Origin of the sequence: Pseudomonas fildesensis, assembly GCF_001050345.1 — a bacterium.
GTDB lineage: Bacteria > Pseudomonadota > Gammaproteobacteria > Pseudomonadales > Pseudomonadaceae > Aquipseudomonas > Aquipseudomonas fildesensis.
In genome coordinates this window covers 124223-146890 of sequence record NZ_LFMW01000011.1, presented here as the reverse complement: position 1 = coordinate 146890, position 22668 = coordinate 124223, and the positions used below count along the sequence as shown (strand labels likewise).

The 22668-nt window shown below is 60.4% G+C and carries 18 protein-coding genes; 9 read left to right on the top strand and 9 right to left on the bottom strand.

Annotation, left to right across the window (positions count from 1 at the left end; genetic code table 11):
• Positions 1 to 46: 46 nt before the first annotated feature.
• Complete coding sequence (locus ACR52_RS16705; protein ID WP_048726397.1) at positions 47 to 1477, bottom strand: glutamate decarboxylase; 1431 nt, start codon at positions 1475 to 1477, stop codon at positions 47 to 49.
• Between the two features lie 187 nt (positions 1478 to 1664).
• Entirely contained in the window at positions 1665 to 2687 is a 1023-nt protein-coding gene (locus ACR52_RS16700; RefSeq protein ID WP_048726394.1) for an AraC family transcriptional regulator, read from the bottom strand.
• A 168-nt stretch (positions 2688 to 2855) separates the two neighbouring features.
• On the opposite strand from ACR52_RS16700, the gene efeU reads away from it, so the two are divergent.
• Genes efeU through efeO (ACR52_RS16680) form a run of 4 tightly spaced genes read left to right on the top strand, consistent with a single transcriptional unit; the run spans position 2856 to position 7079 of the window.
• Positions 2856 to 3701 carry an iron uptake transporter permease EfeU gene (gene efeU / locus ACR52_RS16695; protein ID WP_048726392.1) on the top strand — a complete coding sequence of 282 codons (846 nt, stop codon included), beginning with the start codon at positions 2856 to 2858 and terminating at the stop codon, positions 3699 to 3701.
• Positions 3702 to 3711: 10 nt separating this feature from the next.
• A complete protein-coding gene (gene efeO, locus ACR52_RS16690) occupies positions 3712 to 4914 on the top strand; it encodes an iron uptake system protein EfeO (RefSeq protein ID WP_048726389.1) in 1203 nt (400 codons plus the stop codon).
• Positions 4915 to 4928: 14 nt separating this feature from the next.
• Complete coding sequence (gene efeB / locus ACR52_RS16685; protein WP_048726647.1) at positions 4929 to 6233, top strand: iron uptake transporter deferrochelatase/peroxidase subunit; 1305 nt, start codon at positions 4929 to 4931, stop codon at positions 6231 to 6233.
• Positions 6234 to 6260: 27 nt separating this feature from the next.
• Positions 6261 to 7079: an iron uptake system protein EfeO gene (efeO, locus tag ACR52_RS16680; RefSeq protein WP_048726386.1), complete on the top strand. Its 819-nt coding sequence runs from the start codon at positions 6261 to 6263 to the stop codon at positions 7077 to 7079.
• A 51-nt stretch (positions 7080 to 7130) separates the two neighbouring features.
• Here the strand turns inward: efeO (ACR52_RS16680) and ACR52_RS16675 are convergent, their stop codons facing one another.
• Both ACR52_RS16675 and pssA read right to left on the bottom strand, forming a co-directional pair.
• Positions 7131 to 10289 carry a hypothetical protein gene (locus ACR52_RS16675; RefSeq protein WP_048726383.1) on the bottom strand — a complete coding sequence of 1053 codons (3159 nt, stop codon included), beginning with the start codon at positions 10287 to 10289 and terminating at the stop codon, positions 7131 to 7133.
• Between the two features lie 144 nt (positions 10290 to 10433).
• Entirely contained in the window at positions 10434 to 11777 is a 1344-nt protein-coding gene (gene pssA, locus ACR52_RS16670; RefSeq protein WP_048726380.1) for a CDP-diacylglycerol--serine O-phosphatidyltransferase, read from the bottom strand.
• 124 nt (positions 11778 to 11901) lie between these two features.
• Between pssA and ACR52_RS16665 the strand changes: the two genes are divergently transcribed.
• Complete coding sequence (locus ACR52_RS16665) at positions 11902 to 12465, top strand: TetR/AcrR family transcriptional regulator (RefSeq protein WP_048726375.1); 564 nt, start codon at positions 11902 to 11904, stop codon at positions 12463 to 12465.
• A gap of 54 nt (positions 12466 to 12519) precedes the next feature.
• A complete protein-coding gene (locus tag ACR52_RS16660) occupies positions 12520 to 12999 on the top strand; it encodes a nuclear transport factor 2 family protein (RefSeq protein ID WP_048726373.1) in 480 nt (159 codons plus the stop codon).
• A gap of 155 nt (positions 13000 to 13154) precedes the next feature.
• Here ACR52_RS16660 and ACR52_RS16655 read toward each other — a convergent pair whose 3' ends face one another.
• Both ACR52_RS16655 and ACR52_RS16650 read right to left on the bottom strand, forming a co-directional pair.
• Positions 13155 to 14312 (bottom strand): PQQ-dependent sugar dehydrogenase, encoded by a 1158-nt coding sequence (locus ACR52_RS16655; protein WP_048726369.1) that lies wholly within the window; start codon positions 14310 to 14312, stop codon positions 13155 to 13157.
• A gap of 22 nt (positions 14313 to 14334) precedes the next feature.
• On the bottom strand, positions 14335 to 14652 hold the full coding sequence (locus ACR52_RS16650) for a hypothetical protein (protein WP_048726366.1): 318 nt from the start codon (positions 14650 to 14652) through the stop codon (positions 14335 to 14337).
• Between the two features lie 184 nt (positions 14653 to 14836).
• On the opposite strand from ACR52_RS16650, the gene ku reads away from it, so the two are divergent.
• Positions 14837 to 15676, top strand: coding sequence for a non-homologous end joining protein Ku (ku, locus tag ACR52_RS16645; RefSeq protein ID WP_048726362.1), 840 nt, complete (start codon positions 14837 to 14839; stop codon positions 15674 to 15676).
• A gap of 24 nt (positions 15677 to 15700) precedes the next feature.
• Positions 15701 to 18154, top strand: a complete 2454-nt coding sequence (gene ligD / locus ACR52_RS16640; RefSeq protein WP_048726358.1) for a DNA ligase D — start codon at positions 15701 to 15703, stop codon at positions 18152 to 18154.
• 17 nt (positions 18155 to 18171) lie between these two features.
• Here ligD and lpxO read toward each other — a convergent pair whose 3' ends face one another.
• Both lpxO and ACR52_RS16630 read right to left on the bottom strand, forming a co-directional pair.
• Positions 18172 to 19071 (bottom strand): lipid A hydroxylase LpxO, encoded by a 900-nt coding sequence (gene lpxO, locus ACR52_RS16635; RefSeq protein WP_048726356.1) that lies wholly within the window; start codon positions 19069 to 19071, stop codon positions 18172 to 18174.
• Positions 19072 to 19333: 262 nt separating this feature from the next.
• Complete coding sequence (locus ACR52_RS16630; protein WP_048726353.1) at positions 19334 to 20677, bottom strand: LPS O-antigen chain length determinant protein WzzB; 1344 nt, start codon at positions 20675 to 20677, stop codon at positions 19334 to 19336.
• A 389-nt stretch (positions 20678 to 21066) separates the two neighbouring features.
• Here ACR52_RS16630 and ACR52_RS16625 point away from each other — a divergent pair, with 389 nt between their 5' ends.
• A complete protein-coding gene (locus tag ACR52_RS16625) occupies positions 21067 to 21453 on the top strand; it encodes a TIGR03067 domain-containing protein (RefSeq protein WP_048726351.1) in 387 nt (128 codons plus the stop codon).
• Positions 21454 to 21593: 140 nt separating this feature from the next.
• On the opposite strand, the gene ACR52_RS16620 is transcribed toward ACR52_RS16625, so the two are convergent.
• Positions 21594 to 22406, bottom strand: coding sequence for a class I SAM-dependent methyltransferase (locus tag ACR52_RS16620; protein WP_048726347.1), 813 nt, complete (start codon positions 22404 to 22406; stop codon positions 21594 to 21596).
• Positions 22407 to 22668 lie beyond the last annotated feature (262 nt).

Genomic DNA, 22668 nt, shown 5'->3' with positions numbered 1-22668 from the left:
AACGCTAAAGGCATCGGGCCTAAGGCCCGGTGAGGATGCAATGCGTTCAGGCGAGGTTCGGGGTGTCTGCCGGAATGACCGGCTCAGCAATCGCGCCGTGACTGAAGCTCGGTCCGGCGTCGGAACTCACCACCGGGTTTTTCTGCAAGTAGGCGATGGCCTTGCGCAGGTCTTCAAGCAACAGCGCCACCAGGTCACGGCTCACGCCATGGCGGACCAGGATGCGTTGCACCACGATGTTCTGGCGATCTGAAGGCAGCGGGTAGGACGCAATCTGCCAACCGCGCATGCGCACGCGCTCGGACAGATCATACAGGCTGAACCCATGGTCAATGCCGTCCTTGAGCTTGTAGCAGACCGCCGGCAGCCCGGCCTTGCCGTCGTACACCAACTCCAGCGGGGCGAGTTTGACGATTTCCGATGCGAGCCACTGCGCCGTGTCGGAGCAGGCTTGCTGAATACGCGTGTAGCCATCACGCCCGAGCCGGAGGAAGTTGTAGTACTGGGCAATGATTTCACCGCCCGGCCGACTGAAATTCAGGGCAAAGGTCGCCATATTGCCGCCCAGATAGTCCACGTAGAAGATCAGCTCTTCCGGCAAATCTGCGGTAGAGCGCCAAATGACCCAGCCCACTCCAAGCGGCGCCAGCCCGTATTTGTGGCCCGACGCGTTGATCGATTTGACCCGCTCGATCACAAAGTCCCATTGCAGCGTTTGCTGGATGAACGGGGCGATAAATCCGCCACTCGCAGCATCAACATGTATCGGGATGTCCAGGCCGAGGTCGCGCTGCATCGAATCCAATTCGGCGGCCAGCGCAGCGACGGGTTCGTAGATACCGGTGAAGGTTACGCCCAAGGTCGCGACCACGCCGATGGTGTTCTCGTCGCAGTATTCTCGCAAGTCGGCCGGGAGCAGACCCAAGGCGTCACCGCGCAACGGCACTTCACGAATTTCCACATCAAAATAGCGGGCGAATTTTTTCCAGCAAATCTGCACCGGGCCGCACACAAAATTCGGCTTGTCGGTTGGCAGGCCAGCGGCTTCCCGGCGTTTTTTCCAGCTCCACTTGAGGGCCAGCCCCCCGAGCATGGCCGCTTCGCTGGAGCCTGTGGTCGAACAGCCAACGGTTTGCCAGGATTTTGGCGCGTGCCAGAGGTCGGCAATGATGTGCACACAACGGTTTTCAATCTCGGCGGTTTGCGGGTACTCGTCCTTGTCGATCATGTTCTTGTCGAGGGCATCGGCCATCAACTGCTTGACTTCGGGCTCGACCCACGTAGTGCAGAAGGTCGCCAGGTTCTGCCGTGAATTGCCGTCGAGCAACAGCTCATCGCGCACCAGGTTGTAGGCAGCCGACGGCGTAGTTGAGTGATTCGGCAACCGATACTTGGGCAAGGTGTGCTGGGACGAGCCGCTCGAATACACATCTTCGATGGCTTGGTCTTGAGTTTCTACGGTTTTGTGAAGTGCCATAAAATCCTGCTCTTGAATGAGGGAAATGGCGTAGACGTTGATCGCGACAAGTGCCGATCAGGCTGCGTCAGGGGCAAGCGATGGAACGGTCGCGCCGACCATCACACATAATCCGGGGCCAGAAAGTGACCCAGATCATTGAACCCATGGGTCATCAGTCAGAGCGGGTCGGTCGCTTGCAAGTGACCTATTGGCTGATCGCTTCGTTCAGTATCAAACTGCGGTAATGCCCCGGATTGGAGCCCGACCACTTGCGGAACGCCTTATAAAACGAACTGGTGTCGGCAAACCCCAGGCGCGCCGCGATTTCCGCAAAGCTGATCTGCGATTCCGCCAGCCACACAATCGCCAGCTCCTTGCGCACACTGTCCTTGAGGCCCTGGAAGGTCTGGCCTTCTTCCGCCAGTCGACGGCGCAGGGTCGAGGCGGAGATGCAGTGGCTGGCGGCCAGGCCGTCGGTTTCCGGCCAGGTATCGGGAGGCGTCTGGCGCAGGTCGTTCTTGATCCGGGTAGCGAGGCTCTGGGGGTCGCGGTATTTGACCAGGATGTTCGCCGGTGCGTGGGCCAGAAAACGCTGGAGTTCTGCCGGGCTGCGCTTGATCGGCAGGTCGAGGCAGTCGGCGGAAAAGATCATGCGGGTGCGTGGCCGATCAAAGCGCAGGTTGTCGGAAAACATCACCTGGTAATCGTCACAGAAATCCGGCTGCGGGCAGCGCAACTCGATAGCGAGAATCGGGATACGCCGCCCGGCCAGCCAGCAGGCGACGCCGTGCACGATCATCCAGTAGGTGAAATAGGTGAACGCACGTTGGGGTTCGGGCTCGGGTTCGAGCAGTACGATCTCGGCCAGGCTTTGTTGATGCACCAGTTGGGCAGGCATCCGTTCAAGCATCAGCGAGAGAAACCCCAGGCCGGTCTCCAGGCTGGCGGCGAGACTGGGCTGCGCCATGCACGCGCGGCAGAGGAATTCGAGGCTGCCGGATTTGAGCTTGCGCGGGTCCATACCGAAGAACTCGTCGTCCAGGCGCCGCGCGAGCAAACGCCACAGGCGTGCATAGGCGATTGCCGGGACGCGGGCAGTCGACTGTTCCAGCAGCGCAGGGTCAATCCCGACTTTGCTCAATGCTTCAACGGTGGCCGCCCCTGGCGCGCAGCTCTGCAATAGGGCTTCGCGTACGAGGTGGATAGAGATGGTGTCTTTTTCCGACATGGGGAGGTGGCTGATCCGGCGGCACACAAGATGATGTGCATCATAAGGGTGGACGCGCTTTGCCACCACCGTTCAGCCAAGGTTCAGCAAACGTCAAGATTACCTGTTTAGTAATGAGTATCATTATGTTACAAATTAGCTTCCTATCTAGTTGCCCTGCGGTGCCGAATGCTCGTCCCTTTTCTCATCATGCTGCGCGAAGGCATTGAAGCCGCATTGATCGTTGGCATCATCGCCAGTTACCTGCAACAGACCGGCCGCGGCCAATGGATGCCGGCCGTGTGGATCGGGGTTTTCCTCGCCGCCGCGCTGGCGTTGCTGGTCGGCGGTGGGCTGGAACTGGTCAGCGCCGAATTCCCGCAAAAGCAGCAGGAATTGTTCGAAGGCATTGTGGGCCTGGTCGCCGTCGGCATCCTCAGCTCCATGGTGTTCTGGATGCGCAAGGTGGCGCGCTCGATCAAACATTCCCTGCACGCCTCGCTCGATCACGCACTGGCCGGTTCCAAACACCAGGTCACCGCACTGATCCTGATGGTGTTTTTCGCCGTGGCCCGCGAAGGCCTCGAAACCGTGTTTTTCCTGCTGGCCGTATTCCAACAGAGCGAAGGCCCTGGCGCGCCGATTGGCGCCCTGCTCGGCCTGATCCTGGCGATCATCGTCGGCTTCCTGATCTACACCGGCAGCATGCGCCTGAACCTCGGCGCGTTCTTCCGCTGGACCGGCCTGTTCATCCTGGTGGTGGCCGCCGGCATCCTTGCCAATTCGGTGCAGGCCCTGCACGAAGCGGGCGTGTGGAACCACCTGCAAACCGTGCTGTTCGACTTCAGTGCCGCGCTGCCAATGGACAGCCCGCTGGGTTCGGTGCTGGCCGGGATGTTCGGCTACCAGGAGGCGCCGACCGTGAGCACCCTGGGCGCTTACCTGATTTACCTGGTGGTGGCGCTGGTGATGTTCTTCCTGCCCGCCGCACCGGCCAAACCCGCCACTGCCTCCTCTTGTGCTTCCAGCCAGTAAGGACCGTCCCTTGTCCAACCCAACTCCTCAACCGGCTCCGCCATCCCGCGCCTTGCGCTGGGCGGTGGCCGGCTCGGTGGTCGTGATGATCGCCGCCGGCGGCCTGTTCTACTACGCCTCCCAATTGGCCGCCGCCAAGCGCCAGATCAATCACAACGAGATCGCCGTGACTATCCATGGCCACGCCTGCGAGCCCAACGCGCTGACCGTACCGGCCGGCCGTGCGAGCTTCCGAATCATCAACCGCTCCGATCGGGCGGTGGAATGGGAAATTCTCGACGGCGTGCTGGTGGTCGAGGAGCGCGAGAACATCGCCCCCGGCCTTAGCCAGGTGATCAACGCCAACCTGTTGCCCGGCGACTATGCGATCACCTGCGGCCTGCTGAGCAACCCGCGTGGCACCCTGCACGTGACGCCGACCGCTGAGTCCGACGCCCAGGCCAAGGCCAAGCCGTCGATGGTGGCGTTTATCGGCCCGCTGTCGGAATTCCGTGTGTACCTGAGCAGCCAGGGCACTGCGCTGGTCAAGGCCGTCACTGCCTTGCAGCAGGCCATAGACGCGGGTGACCTGGCTCAAGCTCAGGCGCTGTACGTGCCAGCTCGCGAGGCTTACCAGCGACTCGCGCCCGCCTCGCAACGCCTGGCGGAACTGGATAACGCGATCAATGCCCGCGCCGACTACTTCGAAAAACGCGAGCAGGACCCAAGCTTCAGCGGCTTCCATCGCCTCGAATACAGCCTGTTCCAGCAACGCAGCCTCGACAGCCTTGGCCCGATTGCCCAGCGCCTGGTCACCGACGTTACCGCCCTCAAGCAACAACTGCTGGCCCAGTCGCTGCCACCGGAGCAACTGGTGGGCATTGTGGTGCGCAACCTCAACAGCCTGGCCGATGTACGCGCGGCCAGTGGTGAGGAAGAACGCTACAGCCATATCGACGTGAACGGCTTTGCCGCCAACCTGCAAGCCGCCCGCAAAGTGGTCGACCTGATGCGCCCGTTGCTGACCAAATCTGCTGCTGACCTGCTGCCGGGTATCGACAGCGCGCTTAACGCCTTCGACGCCGAACTCAATGGCCTGAAAGTCGATGGCCACTACCGCCGCTACGACAGCATTACCGCCGATCAGCGCAAGCAGATCGCCGACAAGGCCAAGGCTCTGGCCGTTGCACTCGATGGAATCGACCCCGCCCTTGGCCTGTCCGGCCTGAAGTGAAGACGACCAAAAACATGAATGATCCCGTACAGTTTGACCTCCAACGTCGCCGTGTCCTGCTGGGCATGGCGGCCACCGGCGCCGCGATTGCCGGTAGCAGCTTGAGTTGCCCGGCCATGGCCGCCTCCGCTGAGCAGGTCACCACCGCGCCCCGCAGCGACAAGACCCAGGACCACCACGCCTTTTTCGGCAAGCACCAGAGCGGCATCGTCACTCCGCGCCCGGCCTGCGGCATGCTGGTGGCGTTTGACGTATTGGCCAGCGACCGTGAAGACCTGGAGCGGTTGTTCCGCACCCTGAACGAGCGCATTAGCTTCCTGATGACCGGCGGCACCGTGCCGCAAGTCGACCCGAAACTGCCACCCACCGACTCCGGGATCCTCGGCCCGGTGGTGACCCCGGACAACCTGACCATCACCGTGTCCGTTGGCGAGTCGCTCTTCGACGAGCGCTTCGGTCTCACCCAAGCCAAGCCCAAGCGCCTGAGCCGCATGGTCGGCTTCCCCAACGACGCATTGGAACCGGCGCAGTGCCACGGCGACCTGAGCCTGCAGTTCAGCTCCAACACCCCCGACACCAATATCCACGCCCTGCGCGACATCGTGAAAAACCTGCCAGACCTGCTGTTGGTGCGCTGGAAGCAGGAAGGCAGCGTGCCGCCCCAGGCGCCTGTTAAACCCGGAGAGCCGGCGCAGAGTGCGCGTAATTTCCTGGGTTTTCGTGACGGTTCGGCCAACCCCAACTCCAACGACGACAAGGCCATGGACCAAATCGTCTGGGTGCAGCCCGGCAGCGACGAACCAGCCTGGGCCGCCAGCGGCAGCTACCAGGCCGTGCGAATCATCCGCAACTTTGTCGAGCGCTGGGACCGCACGCCGCTGCAGGAGCAGGAAAGCATCATCGGCCGCATCAAGCCCACGGGCGCGCCCATGGATGGCGAGAAAGAAACCCAGGTGCCCGACTACAGCAAAGACCCGGAAGGCAAGTTGACCAAACTCGATGCACACATCCGCCTGGCCAACCCGCGCACTCCGCAGACGCAGGCCAACCTGATCCTGCGTCGGCCGTTCAACTACTCCAACGGTGTCAACAAAAACGGTCAGCTGGACATGGGGCTGTTGTTCATCTGCTACCAGGCTGACCTGGAGAAAGGCTTTATCAGCGTGCAAACCCGGCTCAACGGCGAGCCCCTGGAGGAGTACCTCAAGCCCGTCGGCGGCGGCTACTTCTTTACCTTGCCGGGGGTCACCGGGCCCGAGGATTTCATCGGGCGCACGCTGCTGACTGCAACGCACCCTCAAACCACTGCCAACACCTGAAACCAACCCCACAGCGGAAACCGTCCCATGAAGAAGTCGACCCTCGCGTTGTCGTTGTTAATGACCCTCTCACCGCTGGCAGCCTTCGCGGCCACTGCGCCGCTGGACCTGGTAGGCCCGGTGTCGGACTACAAGATCTACGTCACCGAAGAAATCGGTGAACTGGTCACCCAGACCCAGGCGTTCACCGACGCAGTGAAGAAAGGCGACCTGGCCACCGCCAAGAAGCTCTACGCGCCGACGCGCGTGCACTATGAGTCCATCGAGCCGATCGCCGAGTTATTCAGCGACCTCGACGCCTCCATCGACTCCCGCGTCGACGACCACGAGAAAGGCGTAAAAGCCGATGACTTCACCGGCTTCCACCGCATCGAATACACCCTGTTTTCCGAGAACACCACCCAAGGCCTCGACGCCCTGGCCGATGGCCTGAACAAAGACGTCAAGGACCTGCAGGACCGCGTTGCCGGCCTGACCTTCCCGCCAGAGAAAGTCGTCGGCGGTGCCGCAGCGCTGCTGGAAGAAGTCGCCGCTACCAAGATCTCCGGCGAAGAAGACCGCTACAGCCACACCGACCTGTATGACTTCCAGGGCAACATCGACGGCGCGAAAAAAATCGTCGACCTGTTCCGTGGCCAAATCGAGAAGCAAGACAAGGCGTTCCTGGCCAAGGTCGACAAAAACTTCGCCGCCGTGGACAAGATCCTGGCCAAGTACAAAACCAAGGATGGCGGCTTTGAGACCTACGACAAGGTCAAGGAAAACGACCGCAAGGCTCTGGTAGGCCCGGTCAACACCCTGGCAGAAGACCTGTCCACGTTGCGCGGCAAGCTCGGCTTGAACTGATAGACCCCACCGGGCCGCGCTCGCCCGGCATCGGGTGAGCGGGACCCGCGTTCACTGCGCTGGGGATTTGGTTGGATCAACCAAACCCGACGCCACCAGTAAATAACACTTCATTTTTTCCTCGATCGTTATCAGGTGAGGCATCGCTTTACCCAGCCCGGAGCTGGGCGAGGCCAGTAAGGTCGGCAGCGTGGCCAGGCCTCTGGACGCCGCATTGATCAGGCGCGGATAACCATCGGCAGGGTTGAATACCGCGCTGAAAAACAGCGCAGTCTGCTTGCCCACATCAAACGCGGCGTCACTGAACCTTACCTTCGGCTCGGTCCAGGGCCAGGCCGGTTTGGGTTTCATCGGCGCGACGGTCGCACCCAGCCTGCCAAGGGAAGGACGCAGGCTGCTTTGCGCAAGTGTTTTTGCAGAACGGACCAACGCCCGTGCCTGGCCACCGGCACCGATCGCCACGCCCACCAGATCCAGCGCCAGGCCTTGCAGGCCCTTGCCGAAATTACCATCGGCGAAGTCCTGGTAGGCGCCGACAAAGGGAACGAGTGAACGCAGCAGGTTGACCTCCCGCTCGCTGGCCTCGCGACGTTGCTCCAGGAGCAATTGCCCCTTGGCGCGCTTGAGCATGTCTGCCTGGCTTTCGTAGAAGTTGTTTTCGGCGATCTCGCAGGCCAGGAACTCAACACGATCCGACTGATAACTGTCGGGCACAAATGACGCCAACGTCTCATTGGCGGGCAATGAACCGGCCTCCAGAGGGCGTCCTAGCCGGTCGATAATCACGTCGGCAGAGGTGACGCCTGCGCGCGGCGCGGCACCGCGGGCATAGGCATTGAAATCCAGCGGCACGTCATGGCCGCCACGGATGTATTTTTCTCCAAGCAATTTGTACTGGCCCACGTAGCGCCTGTCGCGCACCACCTTATCCAGGGCAGCCGTCACCTGTTTGTCGTCGTGCTTGATGATGTTGCCGCAGTTGAGCACCTCGTAATACGTCACTGACTGAGCGTGAAGCACCCGCATCAGGGTGCCTTGACGGCCTGTGACAGCTGCCCGGTCGGCATCCGATTCCCACACCTGTTGCTTGCCGGTTTTTTTGCGCAACGTGAACAGGTCGACCGCGCCCAATTCGATGCGCTGACGGTCGGCGAGCGGCAGCCCTGCAAACATCAGTTTGAGCTTGGTCACAAACCCCATCTGCTGTTTGCGGTGGTGGCTGCCCACGGCTTTTTCCAGCAGGCCCTCCAGTGACGGGAGGCGTCGAATAAGGGCGTCGAGCGATTGGCGCGGCTGGGACGGGGGCAAAGAGGTGTTCTGGATCTGAAACGGTGTACCGCGCGATGGGCTGCTGTCACTTTGCGGCTGATCGCTGCTCAGGATCCATTTTCCCGGCACCAGGTCACCCGTCATGTACGTCTCGATCAGCGAGCGCGTGCGCGGTTCAGACGGCCTCAGATTCCTCCGCTCGTTGGCGTCGGCCAGGGTTACCGTGATTGTCTCCAACTGCACGGCGCTGATGCTCGGGAACACCTTGAGCAATTCCTGCACCGCCAACGACCTGCGCATCGGCACCGGTGTACTGGCTGCAGTGAATGCGCGGGTGGCCAGCGTCCGTTGCCGACCAAACACCTGCGACGCTTTTTTGATGTGTTCTTGCGTGTATTGGCCCTCGGGTTTGGCGGGTATCAACCCGTTGAGCACTGCCCAGTCAAGGAGCACGCCGAGGCCGCGCACCTGCATCAACGTGCGCTGTTCATCGGACGTCGGCGCCAGCGTCGTCAAGGCACTGAGCTGCGCTTCATCCATCGCCCGCGAGGTGCCTGGGGCGACGGCTTCAGCCATAGCAACACCCAGGCGCAACTCCATCCAGGCCGGCGTGCCGATCGCAACGGCGTCAGGCACTTCGCGCACCAGAAATTCAGGGGCCGCCCGGGCCAACGCAATCTGCGCCACCAGCACGGCGACGCTGGGGTCCAGGCCTGTGTTTTCGCGCAAATGCTGTTCCAGGTCACTGCGCACCGCACTCAAGGTGCGGCCCGCGTTGGCCGGTTGATAGAGGTCATAACCGGCGAGCGGGCCGGCAGGCCCCTCCAGTGCCGCCACCACCTGTGCGCCAAAGGCCAAGGCATCCGGACCCTTGAGGAGCCGCAACAGATGAGCGTCGGTATCGATGCGCAGGCTGTCGGGGTTTTGCGAGGCCAGTGTGTCAAGGGGTTCGTAGGCGCGCCCCCCCGGTTCACGGGCGCTCAACCCGACGTAATTGCCCCTGGCCGGCGCGGGAGGCAACGCCGTGCGCAACCAATGAATGACATTGCGCGTCGCTGCGGCTGTGCGGGGTGTACCGAGCCCCTTGTACGCCAGCAGTTGACCGACGTCATAGCCCGTCTGTGCGCCGATGCCTTCGGCCGACGCCGGTGACAGCCGAGTCGGCTGTTTCGACCAGTCGACAGGCGTGCTATCGGCCAGCCGCTGAACCTGTTGCTCCAACCAGTTCGCCAGGTAAGCACGCTCATCCAGATCGCTGATGACCCGCTTGACGTCGTCCAGCGCTGCCGGCAACTGCGAGGACAGCGTCAAGCCATCCCTTGGCACCACTTGCCCGGCAGACTCGGCGAGATCAAGACCGTAGGCATTCAGCACAACGTGCAGCGGAACACGCGGGTTTGCGCCGTTGACGTAAGGCAAGCCCTGGTCATGCGGGTCTAACACGTCACGAATCGCCCGCAGTTTTACGGACGCTTGCCACCAACCGCTGTCATCCGTGGTGCTGAAACTCACGGCAGTGCGCACGCCGTCAAGGGTGACGAAGCCATCGATACCGTGCTTGCGCAACGTGATGGAGTCAGTCGCGAGGCCCTTGCGGGCGAACCATTCCTGAGTCTCTGGTTGATTGAGCAACTGGTTATAGAGCGCCAACGCACCCGCCAGGCTACTGTTTTCGGGAACTGCCACGTTGGCATGACCGCTGCTGAGCGCGAGCCCCAGGCCGGCAGACAGGACAGCGTCACCCTCGGCAGTATCGCCGTTGCCACTGGACGACGCAGGCAGGCTCCAGGCCGGGCCTTGAATGACGGGTTCGGGGTCTGGCGTGGAACGCCTGGCACGTACCGGCGCAGGCTCAAGTCGTGCAGGCGTCGGCGCCAGAAAGGATGCCTGGACAGCCGCAGGCAAAACGGTGGGACGGGTATAAATCGATAGGGAGGGCATCAGGGCGTACTCTTTTTGGCTGATTCCACACGGAAAACGCCGCGCCTCCCTGAACGGCCAGGAGGCAAGGTAAAAAAGAACACACACGCTGACTGTCAGCAGAGTCTTAAAGACCCTGCTGACACGGGAGCAATGGGGCGAGGATTAAAGAATCCGGTACAACAACCGCTCGATCCGCACCCGGCTCACGCGCCGCAGGAACTTGCCCACGGCCTCCGGATAATCCAGCAGCGTCTGCAGCGCCTGGTAGCGATCAATACGCGTGGTGTGCTGGAAAATCTCGGCCAACTCCACACGGCGCGGCACTTGCCATTCGCGCTTGGGATCGTCGATCAGCAAGGCGTTTTCCAGGTCGAGACGGAACGCCCGGGGGTTGAGGTTGTTGCCGGTGAGCAAGGTATAACGCTCATCGACCCACATGCCCTTGAGGTGGTAGGTGTTGTCGCCGTCATGCCACAGGTGCAGGTTCAGTTGGCCGCTGTCGATCATCGGCTGATGCCGCTTGGCGAAACGGCGCAGGCTGATTTCATACAGGTAGGGCAATGCCGCAATGACTTTGAACGGCTCGCTCGGCGGGATGTAGAAATCGTTGGCGGTCTTGTCGCCAACAATGATGTCGATCTTCACCCCGCGTGCCAGGGCGCGGTTGATTTCGCGGGTTACCGGCAGCGGCAGGTTGAAGTACGGGGTGCAGATCGTCAGTTGATGCTGGGCGCTGGCGATCAGTTCGAGGATTACCCGGCTCAGCGGGTTGTTCTTGCCCACGCCGAGCAGCGGGCTGACGGACAGGTGACCATTGGGTAACTGCCCCGCCGTGGTGTCGTAGGCCGCGTGCTTGAGGCGGCTGCGCAGGTCGCCGATGTCGTTGCGCAGGCTGCGTGTGGTGGGCGGGTTCGGCAGGTCAAGGCGATGCACCGCCTTGGAGGCAATCAAACCGTGTTCGACCAGGTGTTGCATCGAATCCGCCAGCGGTTTGCTGTGGATCAGGTGGTAACGGTCGTAGCGGTACTTGTCGAACTTGTGCAAGTAGACGTTATTCAGGCTGGCGCCGCTGTACAGCACGCTGTCGTCGATCACAAAACCCTTGAGGTGCAGCACGCCGAACAGCTCGCGGGTTTGCACCGGCACGCCGTACACCGGCACTTCACTGGCATGGCTTTGGGTCATGGCCTGGTACCAGGCGCTGTTGCCCGGTTGCTTGCCGGCGCCGATCAGCCCGCGCTGGGCGCGCAACCAGTCGACGATCACTACGATGTCCAGCTCCGGCCGTGCGGCCTTGGCGGCGTGCAAGGCGTCGTAGATCTCCTGACCCGCTTCGTCCTGCTGCAAGTACAGCGCGACGATGTAGATGCGCCGGGTGGCCTGGGCTATTTTCTCCAGCAGGCAACGACGATACGCATCGGCGCCGGACAGCACCTCAATGGCATCGGTGGACAGTGGGAAACCGCGCAGTTTAGGCAACAGGGAGCGTTTGAAGAACGACGGCATAAGGCTCGCAATGGGTCGAATCCGAAGAGGCCCCGAGCTTACACCATGGGGGTGCTCAGGTCTCGCGGTGCGGCATGGAAAAAGTTTATTGACCAAGAAGAATGATCGTTCTACTGTCCTAACCATGAACGAAATCACCCAAAATGAAACCCGCGACATAATCCTCGACGTCACCGAGAAGTTGATCTATCGCCATGGCATCGCCGCCACCGGCCTGGATTTCCTGGTGAAAACCGCCGGCGTCTCGAGAAAGAGTATCTACCGCTATTTTGCCAACAAGGACGCGTTGGTGATTGCCGCCCTGCAACGCCGCGACGAGCGCTGGATGCAGTGGTTGCGTGGCGAAGTCGAGCGCGTCGATGACAGCGGTGAACGCCTGCTCGCGCTGTTCACCGCCCTAAAGACCTGGTTCGGCTCGGCGGACTTTCGCGGCTGCGCCTTTATCAACACCAGCGGCGAGACCGGTGACCCGCACGACCCGGTCCGCCTGCTGGCCAAGGCGCATAAACAGAAACTGTTCGAGTACGCACGCGAGCTGTGTCAAGCACATGGCACCCCCGATCCCGAACGGCAGGCCGCGCACTTGCTGATACTGATCGATGGCGCCATTACCGTTGCCCTGGTAATGGGCGATTCAACAGCTGCCGATAATGCGCAATGCATGGCGCGAACGTTATTGGGACTTTGAACGCACTGGCCTCGCAACTTTCGATTACCCCTTATTGTTTTCAGGAGCTGCTTAATGTCATTCACCGCCGAAACCCGTCCGCCGTTGCCGCCGTTTACCCGCGAGTCGGCCATTGAAAAAGTCCGTGTGGCCGAAGATGGCTGGAACTCCCGCGACCCGCACCGCGTATCCCTGGCCTACACACTGGACACAAAGTGGCGTAACCGCGCCGAATTCGCCTACAGCCGCGAAGACGCCGAGGGTTTTCTTACCCGTAAATGGGCCAGGGAGCTGGATTATCGGTTGATCAAGGAATTGTGGGCGTTCACCGGCAACCGTATCGCTGTGCGCTATGCCTACGAGTGGCACGACGATTCCGGCAACTGGTTCCGTTCATACGGCAATGAGAACTGGGAGTTCGACGAGAACGGCCTGATGGCCAACCGTTTTGCCTGCATCAACGACATGCCGATCAAGGAAAGCGAGCGCAAGTTCCACTGGCCGCTGGGACGGCGCCCGGATGATCATCCTGGCCTTTGCGACCTCGGACTTTAAGTTCTGCACGGTCAAAATGTGGGAGCGGGCTTGTGTGGGAGGGGGCTTGCTCCCGATGGGTTTTCATTCAACATTTACGCTGACTGTCTCACCGCAATCGGGAGCAAGCCCCCTCCCACACAAGCCCCCTCCCACACTTTGGATATCGGTATCTGTCAGTCCTGATTCAGGCCGACCCGATACAACACACCGTCATCCTCATCCGTCAGCACGTACAAAAAGCCATCCGGCCCCTGCCGCACGTCGCGAATCCGCGCTTTCAAATCGCCCAGCAAGCGTTCCTCATGGACCACCTTGTCGCCATCGAACTGCAAACGAATCAGTTCCTGACTGACCAAGGCACCCACGAACACATTGTGCTGCCACGCCTTGAAACGATCGGCGTCGTAGAACGCCATGCCGCTGGTCCCCGGTGACTTCTCCCACACATGGTGCGGCGCCACGGTGCCTTCAGCCGTCTTGCCCTTGGCTTCCGGAATCGGCGTGAGGGAATAGTTGATGCCGTGGGTTGCCAGTGGCCAGCCATAGTTCTTGCCGCGTTCGATGATATTGATCTCATCACCGCCGCGCGGCCCGTGCTCGTTTTCCCAGATCGTACCGCTCCATGGGTTCAGCGCCAGGCCCTGGGGATTGCGCTGGCCGTAGGACCAGATTTCCGGGCGTACGCCTGGCTGCCCCACGAACGGGTTGTCATCCGGTACGCGGCCGTCCGGGTAGATTCGTACGACTTTGCCTTGCAGCTTGTCCAGATCCTGGGCGGTCGGGCGGTCGTTGTTTTCGCCCAGGGTCACGAACAGGTAACCCTCCCGGTCGAACGCCAAGCGTGAGCCGAAGTGATTACCCGTGGACAGCTTGGGTTCCTGACGCAGGATCACCTTGAAGTCCTTCAGGCCGCTCAAGTCATCCGCCAGGCGCCCGCGACCAACCGCCGTGCCGGCGGTGCCGCCCTTGCCACCGCCTTCGGCGTACGACAGGTACACCATGCGGTCCTGCTTGAAGTCCGGCGACAGCACCACATCAAGCAAACCGCCCTGCCCCTTGGCCCATACCTCGGGCACGCCACTCAAGGGCGCAGAGAGTTTGCCGTCCGGGCTGACAAACCGCAGGTGGCCAGGACGCTCGGTGACCAGGAAGCCCTGCTTGTCCGGCAGAAACGCCACAGCCCACGGATGGTCCAGGCCCTTGGCGATCGGCGTAACAGTGATACTGCCTTGCTCGGAGGGGAATTGCTGCGCGTCGGCTGCATACACCGCCGTCAGCGGCAGCAAGGCCGTTGCACAGAGGGAGGCTAGAAGGGTTTTACGTAGAAACATAAGGCGGGTTCCTTACCGGCGCTCAAGGCCGGCGATTGCCGTTGGCGTCAACGTTGGGGGCTCGGGTTTCGGTCGCAGGGCGGCTGGGTGCTGCTTCGCGTTGGGGATAGCGATTGCCGATACCACCGTTTTCCAGGGTCGGCGTGCGCGTAGTCGGACCGGTCTGGATGCCACGAATCGCCGGCGCATTGGGCTGGGTGCCCTGCATGCTGTTGGGATTGGCCCGGTGAGTCGGGCTGTTGTTGGAATTGTTGTTGCCAGGCAGGTTTTGCGCCTGGACGGTGCCAGCAAGTGCAAAGCCCAACGCCAGCATTGCAAAGTGACGCACACAGCTATTCATGACAAAGCCTCTCTGGGGCGAGGAGTACGTGCTTTCGATAACACGCTACGCCTTGGGTTCGGCTTTCGACACTAAATAGTTTCTCATCAGGTGTAACACGATCTGTCCGCGCATCTGCACGTCGAAACTTTTACCGAGGCCTGTGAGTCACCAGAACACAGTCTCTTTTCAAGGAACCGCACACATGCCAAGGGCAATCTGGAAAGGCGCCATCAGTTTCGGCTTGGTCCATATCCCGGTGTCGCTGGTCTCGGCCACTGCCTCCCAAGGCGTCGATTTCGACTGGCTGGACAAACGCAGCATGGACCCGGTGGGCTACAAGCGCATCAACAAGACCACCGGCAAGGAAGTCACCAAAGACAACATCGTCAAGGGCGTGGCCTTCGAGAAAGGCCGCTATGTGGTGCTCAGCGAAGACGAGATTCGCTCGGCCCACCCCAAATCCACCCAGACCATCGAGATCATCGCCTTCGTCGCCAGCGACCAGATCCCGCTGCAAAACATCGACACGCCCTACTTCCTCGCCCCCGACAAACGCGGCGGCAAGGTCTACGCGCTGCTGCGCGAAACCCTGACAAAAACCCGCAAGGTCGCCCTGGCCAATGTGGTGCTGCACACCAAGCAGCACCTGGCGGCGTTGATGCCGCTGGACTCGGCGCTGGTGCTGGTGATGCTGCGCTGGCCCGCCGAAGTACGCAGCCTGGATGAACTGGAACTGGGCAGCGACGTGACCAAACCCAGCCTGGCCAAGGGCGAGCTGGACATGGCCAAGCGCCTGGTAGAAGACATGAGCGCCGACTGGCAACCCGATGAATACCGCGACAGCTTCCAGGAAAAAATCATGGCGCTGGTGGCGAAGAAGGCCAAGGCCGGCAAGATCGAAGATGTGGAAAGCCAGGAAGGTAGCGAAGAACGCAAATCGGCCGATGTGATCGACTTGACCGAACTGCTCAAACGCAGCCTGGCCGGCAAGAGCGCGACGAAAAAACCTGCCGCGAAAAAGGCCGCGAAAAAGGCCTCTTGAGCCTGCTATTGGAGGGAGGACGACATGGCAAAGCCCCTTAGCGAATACAACCGTAAACGCGACTTCGAGATCACCACCGAACCCTCAGGCGCGGCACCCGGCAGCAAGCGCAAGGCGTCAGCGTTGTCCTTCGTGATCCAAAAGCATGACGCGCGCAACCTGCACTATGACTTTCGCCTGGAGCTCGATGGCGTACTCAAAAGCTGGGCGGTGCCCAAGGGCCCGAGCCTCGATCCCAGCCAGAAGCGCCTGGCGGTGCACGTTGAAGACCACCCCCTGGGCTACGGCAATTTCGAGGGCAGTATTCCTGCCGGTCAATACGGCGCTGGCGACGTCATTGTGTGGGACCGTGGCGTCTGGCAACCCCATGACGATCCGCACAAGGCCTACGCTGCCGGCAAACTCAAATTCAGCCTGATCGGCGAAAAGCTTTCGGGTGACTGGGCCCTGGTGCGCACCCGGCTCAAGGGCAGCGGCGACAAGGAACAATGGCTGTTGATCAAGGAAAAAGACCCGCAAGCGCGCCCGGCTGCTGACTACGACATCATCGAGGCCGAGCCGAACAGTGTGATCAGCGACGCGTCAGTCGGCAAACCCAAGCCACGTGCCAAGAAGACAGCCGCCCTCCCCGCGCAACTCACGCCTCAACTGGCGACCCTGGTCGACCGCGCCCCCGAGGGCGACTGGAATTACGAAATCAAGTTCGACGGCTACCGCATGCTGGCGCGCATCCGCGACGGCGAGGTCCGCCTGTTCACCCGCAACGGTCACGACTGGACCGACCGCCTGCCGCGCCAGGCCAAGGCCCTGCACGCGCTGAAACTCCAGGACAGTTGGCTGGACGGCGAGATGGTCAGCCTTAATAGCGATGGCTTGCCGGATTTCCAGGCGCTGCAGAATGCGTTCGATACCGGCCGCAGCCTGGACATCGTCTATTACCTGTTTGATGCGCCGTTTCTGAATGGCCGGGATCAGCGCGAAGACACGGTCGAGGATCGCCGCGCATCGCTCAAGGCGGCCTTGGCGGGCAGTAAAAGCAAACTGCTGCGCTTCTCCGAGGCCTTCGCCGCCAACCAGCGCGACATATTCGAAAGCGCCTGCAACCTGGCGCTGGAGGGCGTGATCGGCAAGCGTGCCGGCAGCCCGTATGTGTCCAGCCGCAGCGCCGACTGGATCAAGCTTAAATGCCGTTTTCGCCAGGAATTCGTGATTGTCGGCTACACCCGCCCGCAAGGTTCGCGCAGCGGGTTTGGCGCATTGTTATTGGCGGTGAATGACGATACCGGGCTGGCCTATGCCGGGCGTGTGGGCACCGGGTTCGATCAGGCGGCGCTGAAGAATATCTACGCGAAACTCACACCGTTTGAGCGCAAGACTTCGCCACTGGAAAAACCACTGACCAGCGCTCAGGCGCGGGGTGTGCATTGGGTTGAGCCGACATTGGTCGGTGAAGTGCAATTCGCCGAGTGGACGCGTGAAGGCCTGGTGCGCCAGGCCGCCTTTGTGGGGTTACGCACCGACAAGCCCGCTACGCAGATCATTCATGAGCAGCCGCGCACGGCCAAGTCAGTGAAGCCCAAGACAGTCGGCAGTGGCGTGAATATCAGCCACCCCGACCGGATCATCGATAAACACAGCGGCACGCAAAAGCAACAGTTGGCGCAGTTCTACGACGACATCAGCGAATGGATCCTGCCCTTCCTGCGCCACCGTCCGGTATCCCTGCTGAGGGCGCCGGAGGGGATCGACGGCGAGCCGTTTTTCCAGAAACACTCGGAGCGCCTGGCGATTCCTCATATCAAGCAACTGGACCCGCGTCTGGACCCGGGTCACGCACGCCTGATGGAAATCCACACCACCGGCGCCCTGCTCGGAGCCGTGCAAATGGGTACCGTCGAATTCCATACCTGGGGCGCGACGTCTGACAAGATCGAGACCCCGGACCTGTTTGTGCTCGACCTCGACCCCGACCCGGCGCTGCCGTGGAAAGCCATGCTGGAGGCGGCGCAACTGACCCTGTCAGTATTGGATGAGCTGGGCCTGCAAGCCTTCGTCAAGACCAGTGGCGGCAAAGGCCTTCATCTGGTTGTGCCTTTGGCGCGCCGCGATGACTGGGACACGGTGAAAGCGTTCGCCAAGGCCATCGCCCAGTTCATGGCCCAACAACTGCCCGAACGTTTTACCGCCACGTCCGGCCCGAAAAACCGCGTCGGCAAGATTTTTATCGATTACCTGCGCAACGCCCGTGGCGCCAGCACGGTGGCGGCCTATTCGGTGCGCGCACGTCCTGGCCTGCCGGTATCGGTGCCGGTCAGCCGTGAGGAATTAGAGGGGTTGCGGGGGGCCCAGCAGTGGACGGTCGCCACCCTGCAACAGCGGCTGCAGGGGTTGAAGACCGACCCGTGGGCCGGGTATGCCAATCGACAGAAAATCAGCAAGAAGATGTGGGACAAGCTGGGCGCGCACCCACCGAAGTAACTAGCGCCCGAGGGGCTTCAGATCAGCAGGAAGATCGCCGCGAGGGCTGCGAAGATCGCCCACTTTTCCAGGTAATAGCGCGTGCGATTGCGCTTTTTCAGCTCTTTGCCGCGCAGGCGAATCTTGTACAGGCGGGTAAACGCACGATTCAGGCCGCCGGTCTTGTCGCCGTCGTCATTCGGCGAGCCTGCTGCGGCCATCACCTTGCGGCTGAACCAGCGATTGAATGCGGCCGCCCAGCGGTATTTCATCGGCCGCTCGATGTCGCAGAACAGAATGATACGGTTTTGCTGGGTGGTGTTTTCCGCGTAGTGAATGTAGGTCTCGTCAAACATCACCGGCTCGCCGTCACGCCAGTAGTAGCGCTCGCCATCCACATTGATGTAGCAGCCAGGATCGTTGGGCGTATCCAGGCCCAGGTGGTAGCGGTAGGAACCGGCGTACGGGTCGCGGTGACGTACCAGTTTGGAGCCCGGCGGCAGCTCGGCAAACATCGCCGCCTTGATCGAGCCGATGCTCTGTACCAGCTCAGTTGTGCGCGGGCACAGCTTCATTGCCGAAGGGTGGCTGTCGCCGTACCACTTCAAGTAGAAGCGCTTCCAGCCCGACTTGAAGAACGAGTTGAAACCCACGTCGTTGTACTGGTCCGAACGCTTGATCTCGCCTGCGCGCATCAGGTTCTGGCCTTCCTCGCGGATTTCCTGCCAATGCGCCTGCAACGGGCTCAGGTCAGGAAAGTCGCTGGGCGACAGGTACGGTCGGCTAGGCAACTTGGAGAACAGATAAAGGAAACAGTTGATGGGTGCCAGGAAGGTCGAGTGATCGCTAAGCTGGCGGCCCAGCTTGTGTCGCACCCGGCCACGCAGGTGTACATACGCAATGGAGGCAACGTAGAGAACAACAATGATGAGTTTCAAGAGCTTTCGTCACACGTCAGAAGAAGACAGGCTGCTCCTGCGTGCCCACAACGGCCGAGGATTGGATAAGCAGCAGCTGAAATCACAATTCACATAAACGCGGCATAACCGGCTGGGTTGCACCCGATTCATGACCATTGGTAGCTATTTAGCCACAGTTTGTAACCAAAGGTTAACTAAGAATTGTGAAAAGCTGTCGACGAATTGTGCTGGCGGGTATGGATGCGGGCTTGTCAGGAAACAAGCCCGGCGCTGTCACGGGTTACAGCAGCGGCTGGTCATCCTTGCGCTCTCGGCGGGAAAAACGCCCATCGTCCAATGGCGAAAAGGGCACCGCTGCACGCTGAGTAAGGACAAAGTGTCGGATCAGCGCAATCAGCAAGCCCAGGACCAACCCCGCGACCACGCTCAAGGCAATCACCAGGGCTTTTTTTGGCTTGATCGGAGACAGTGGCTCCTGGGCGCGACGGTCAACGGTGACCAGTTTGAGGTTGCTCATGTCGATGTTGAGGTTGCGCAACCGCGCAACTTCAGCGCGAAGCGGCTCAACGTCTTGCAGGAAGATGTCCTCGTTGCCGCGCTTGCGCAGCACCTCGACCTCGCGGTTTACCTCAAGCAGTTGAAGCTCCTTGCCAATCTCGGCGATGCGAGGGTTGGTGAAGTCATCACTGGTACGCTGCTGCAATGCTGCGCGCTCGGCTTCAAGGGCTTCAGTGCCGAGGAAGTACAGTGGGATCTTCTGATTGTTGACCTCGGTGCGCATCACCTGGCTCGAACCACCTCGCGTGGCATCTGCCATGGACGAAGGTGTAGTTGGCGTTTTGATGCCCATGGACTTGGCAATCGCAACGGCTTCCGCCAGCTCTGCCAAACGGTTGGTGCGCTCCATTTTCATCTGCAGGCGCAGGGCACTGAGTTCATCCTGCAGCTGGGCGCGCTTGAGCCGGTCATCTTCCAGCAACTTGGCGATCTTCGATTCCTTTTCGGTATCGTAGTTGGCGCGGGCTGCGTCGATCTTGCCTTTGAGTTCATTCAGGCGGTTATTGACGATTACCTTCAGGTCAGCGCCCACTTGCTCGCGCTCCGCGGCAATGGCGTATTCAACAAAACCGTTGAGAATCGACACGCCATCAACATCAGACGGGTATTGCAGTTCCAGGCGGATATAACTGCTCAATGAGTCAGATTTTTTAGGGTCCGGCAGGATCAAGTTGACCGAGTTGCGGTTGAAGTCTTCAAAACTCTGTTCCAGGCTTTGCCCCGGTTTCTGAAAAGCGCTGAACAACTGTTCGTGAGACCTGAAGAACCCCAGGCGTGCTTCGTAGGAGTCCAACTGCGCACCTACTTTCGACAATGCATCGGCAGGTGGCAGCTTGTAGACCTCGGAACGGTTAAGCGCGTCCAGCTCGTTGATCGCTGCAGGGCGTAAAACACTGCTGACCTCGTAGGTACGAGGTGCCAGAAAGGCATAGCCCGCTCCCAGGACTCCCGCCAGAATCGTACACCCCACTACCAGTTTCTTTTGTCGCCAAATCGAATGGAACAACTCAAACAGGTCAATTTCATCTGACGATGTAGAAGTATTGAGCGGGGAAGTTCGATTCAAAATGAAAGCACCTTAAAAATATGACATTAAACGGCCATCACTGTCTTAGGCCCAAATAACCAACTGAACACTCAGGGACAACGCCCCGAAACCGCTAGACAAGGCTCACGAATTGCACTCTGACCACTTAGCCTGATGAAAAGTCCCACTCAATCAAAGTTTATTTCTGCTTCGTTACTGTGATCGTTCCCACTGCGCTTAATACAGTAGGCGAAGTATTGTCACAAGAATAGTCAAAAGATCGTTAAATGGCTGCTGGCAAAGGGAAAAAAACGCAAACCACCACTCAGAACGCGATGTATCCTACAAATCGACTTTGGCACACTGGCGCTGGCGTGACCTAGCAGTCACATCATGTTGCACTTGAGCCCCATCAAAAAGGAATTTGCATGACTCGTATTGCCGATCCGGACTACCAGGCCCTTCAAGGTGCCTGGGAGCAGACCTCAATGGAAGACAGCGGCATGCTCAACCCTGAGGATGCCCACACTGCCCCTGGCGCTATTACCACCATTAGAGGGGACCGATTCGAAGTAAAAACGGTCGATGGCGAAGTGCTGTTGGCCGGCTCGTTCTCCCTGAACAGCACAACCGTCCCCAAGAGCATCACTTGGGTCGACTCGATGGGCGATGACGCCGGCAAGCGGTTGCCCGCCAGCTACCGCCTTGAAGGCAATGAATTTGTGTTTATCGCAGCGGATGCGGGTATGCCCAGGCCGAGTACTTTCAGCACCACAACCGGCCAGACCATGCGCAGTTTTGTGCGTCGATCCTGAACCGCCTTCCCCTGCGAAATGACGACAGCGTTTTCACAAAGTCTTCACTTCCCGACCTATAGGGTGAGGCCTACCTACTCCAGTGAATCACTTGGCCCGCCTATCCTCGCGGGCCTTTTTTTGCCCTCGCAAAAAGTTGTTCAGGCAGCGCGCTTGGTCGCGGTGAGGGTAAAGCACAAGGGCAACTGGGCGGGCTGGTCCTCGTATTGATCGTAGACTTCCTCACGGTTGGAATGCGGGTACTCCTGCAAATGACCGATCTGCAAGCCCGCCGCAATCGCCCCGCTGACCACACTCCCCAGCGTGTGCACGAACCAATAGGACGTCGGCCCGGCTGCTTCGCCTTGCCCTTCATAGACAATCGACTCCTGCAGCACAAACGGGTCGCGCTGGAAGTACGAACTGGCAGGCAGCATTGGGTTATCGGCCCGAGGATCGAACACTTCGAGGAACGGATGGGTTTCATACATCACCAACGTGCCACCTGGCTTGAGAGTGCTGGCGACGTGCCGCATGAACAGCGCCACATCCGGCATCCAGCCCAGTACGCCGATAGTCACCAGGGCAACATCAAACCGCCCCAGCAAGCGCTCGGGCAACTGGTGGATATCGGTTTCGATGAATTCGGGCTGATGGGGCGAGATGCCCGCCAGCTCCCGTGCCTGCAGGAGAAAGGCCCGGGATTGATCGACGCCCACTACCGAACGCGCGCCCAGACCGAACAGTGACAGGCTTTCGCGGCCGTTGTTGCAGCACAGTTGCACCACGTCCTTGCCGGCGACGCCGACGTCTCGCAGCAACGCGCTGATGGTCGGGTCCAGGCACGAAAAGCCCGGGTTGGCCACCCCGTCCAGCAGCGCCCTCCAAGTGGCCGTGTCTTTGTGCAGCCTTGCGGATTCATCCCAGGCGTCCTTGTTGCTGGCAATTGCCTGTTGAGCTGAGGGCATGTCCATTGCGTCTCCAGAGAGTCAGTACAGCGGGCTTCGGAAAATAGGCCAAATACCTGTCAGATGAAACCCTTCCGCTGTAGAAGAACTGTAAATCAAGCGACCAATGCCCTTACCTATGGCAAGCCATGCCGCAGACATTAATAAAACCATCCCTCGCTCGCCATACAACTGTTGCCTGACATATGCGACAATGCGCGCCAAATTCCAACACACATCCAAAATTTTCTGCTCAGCGACCGGGTTTCGCACCTTGATGTCGCTGTTG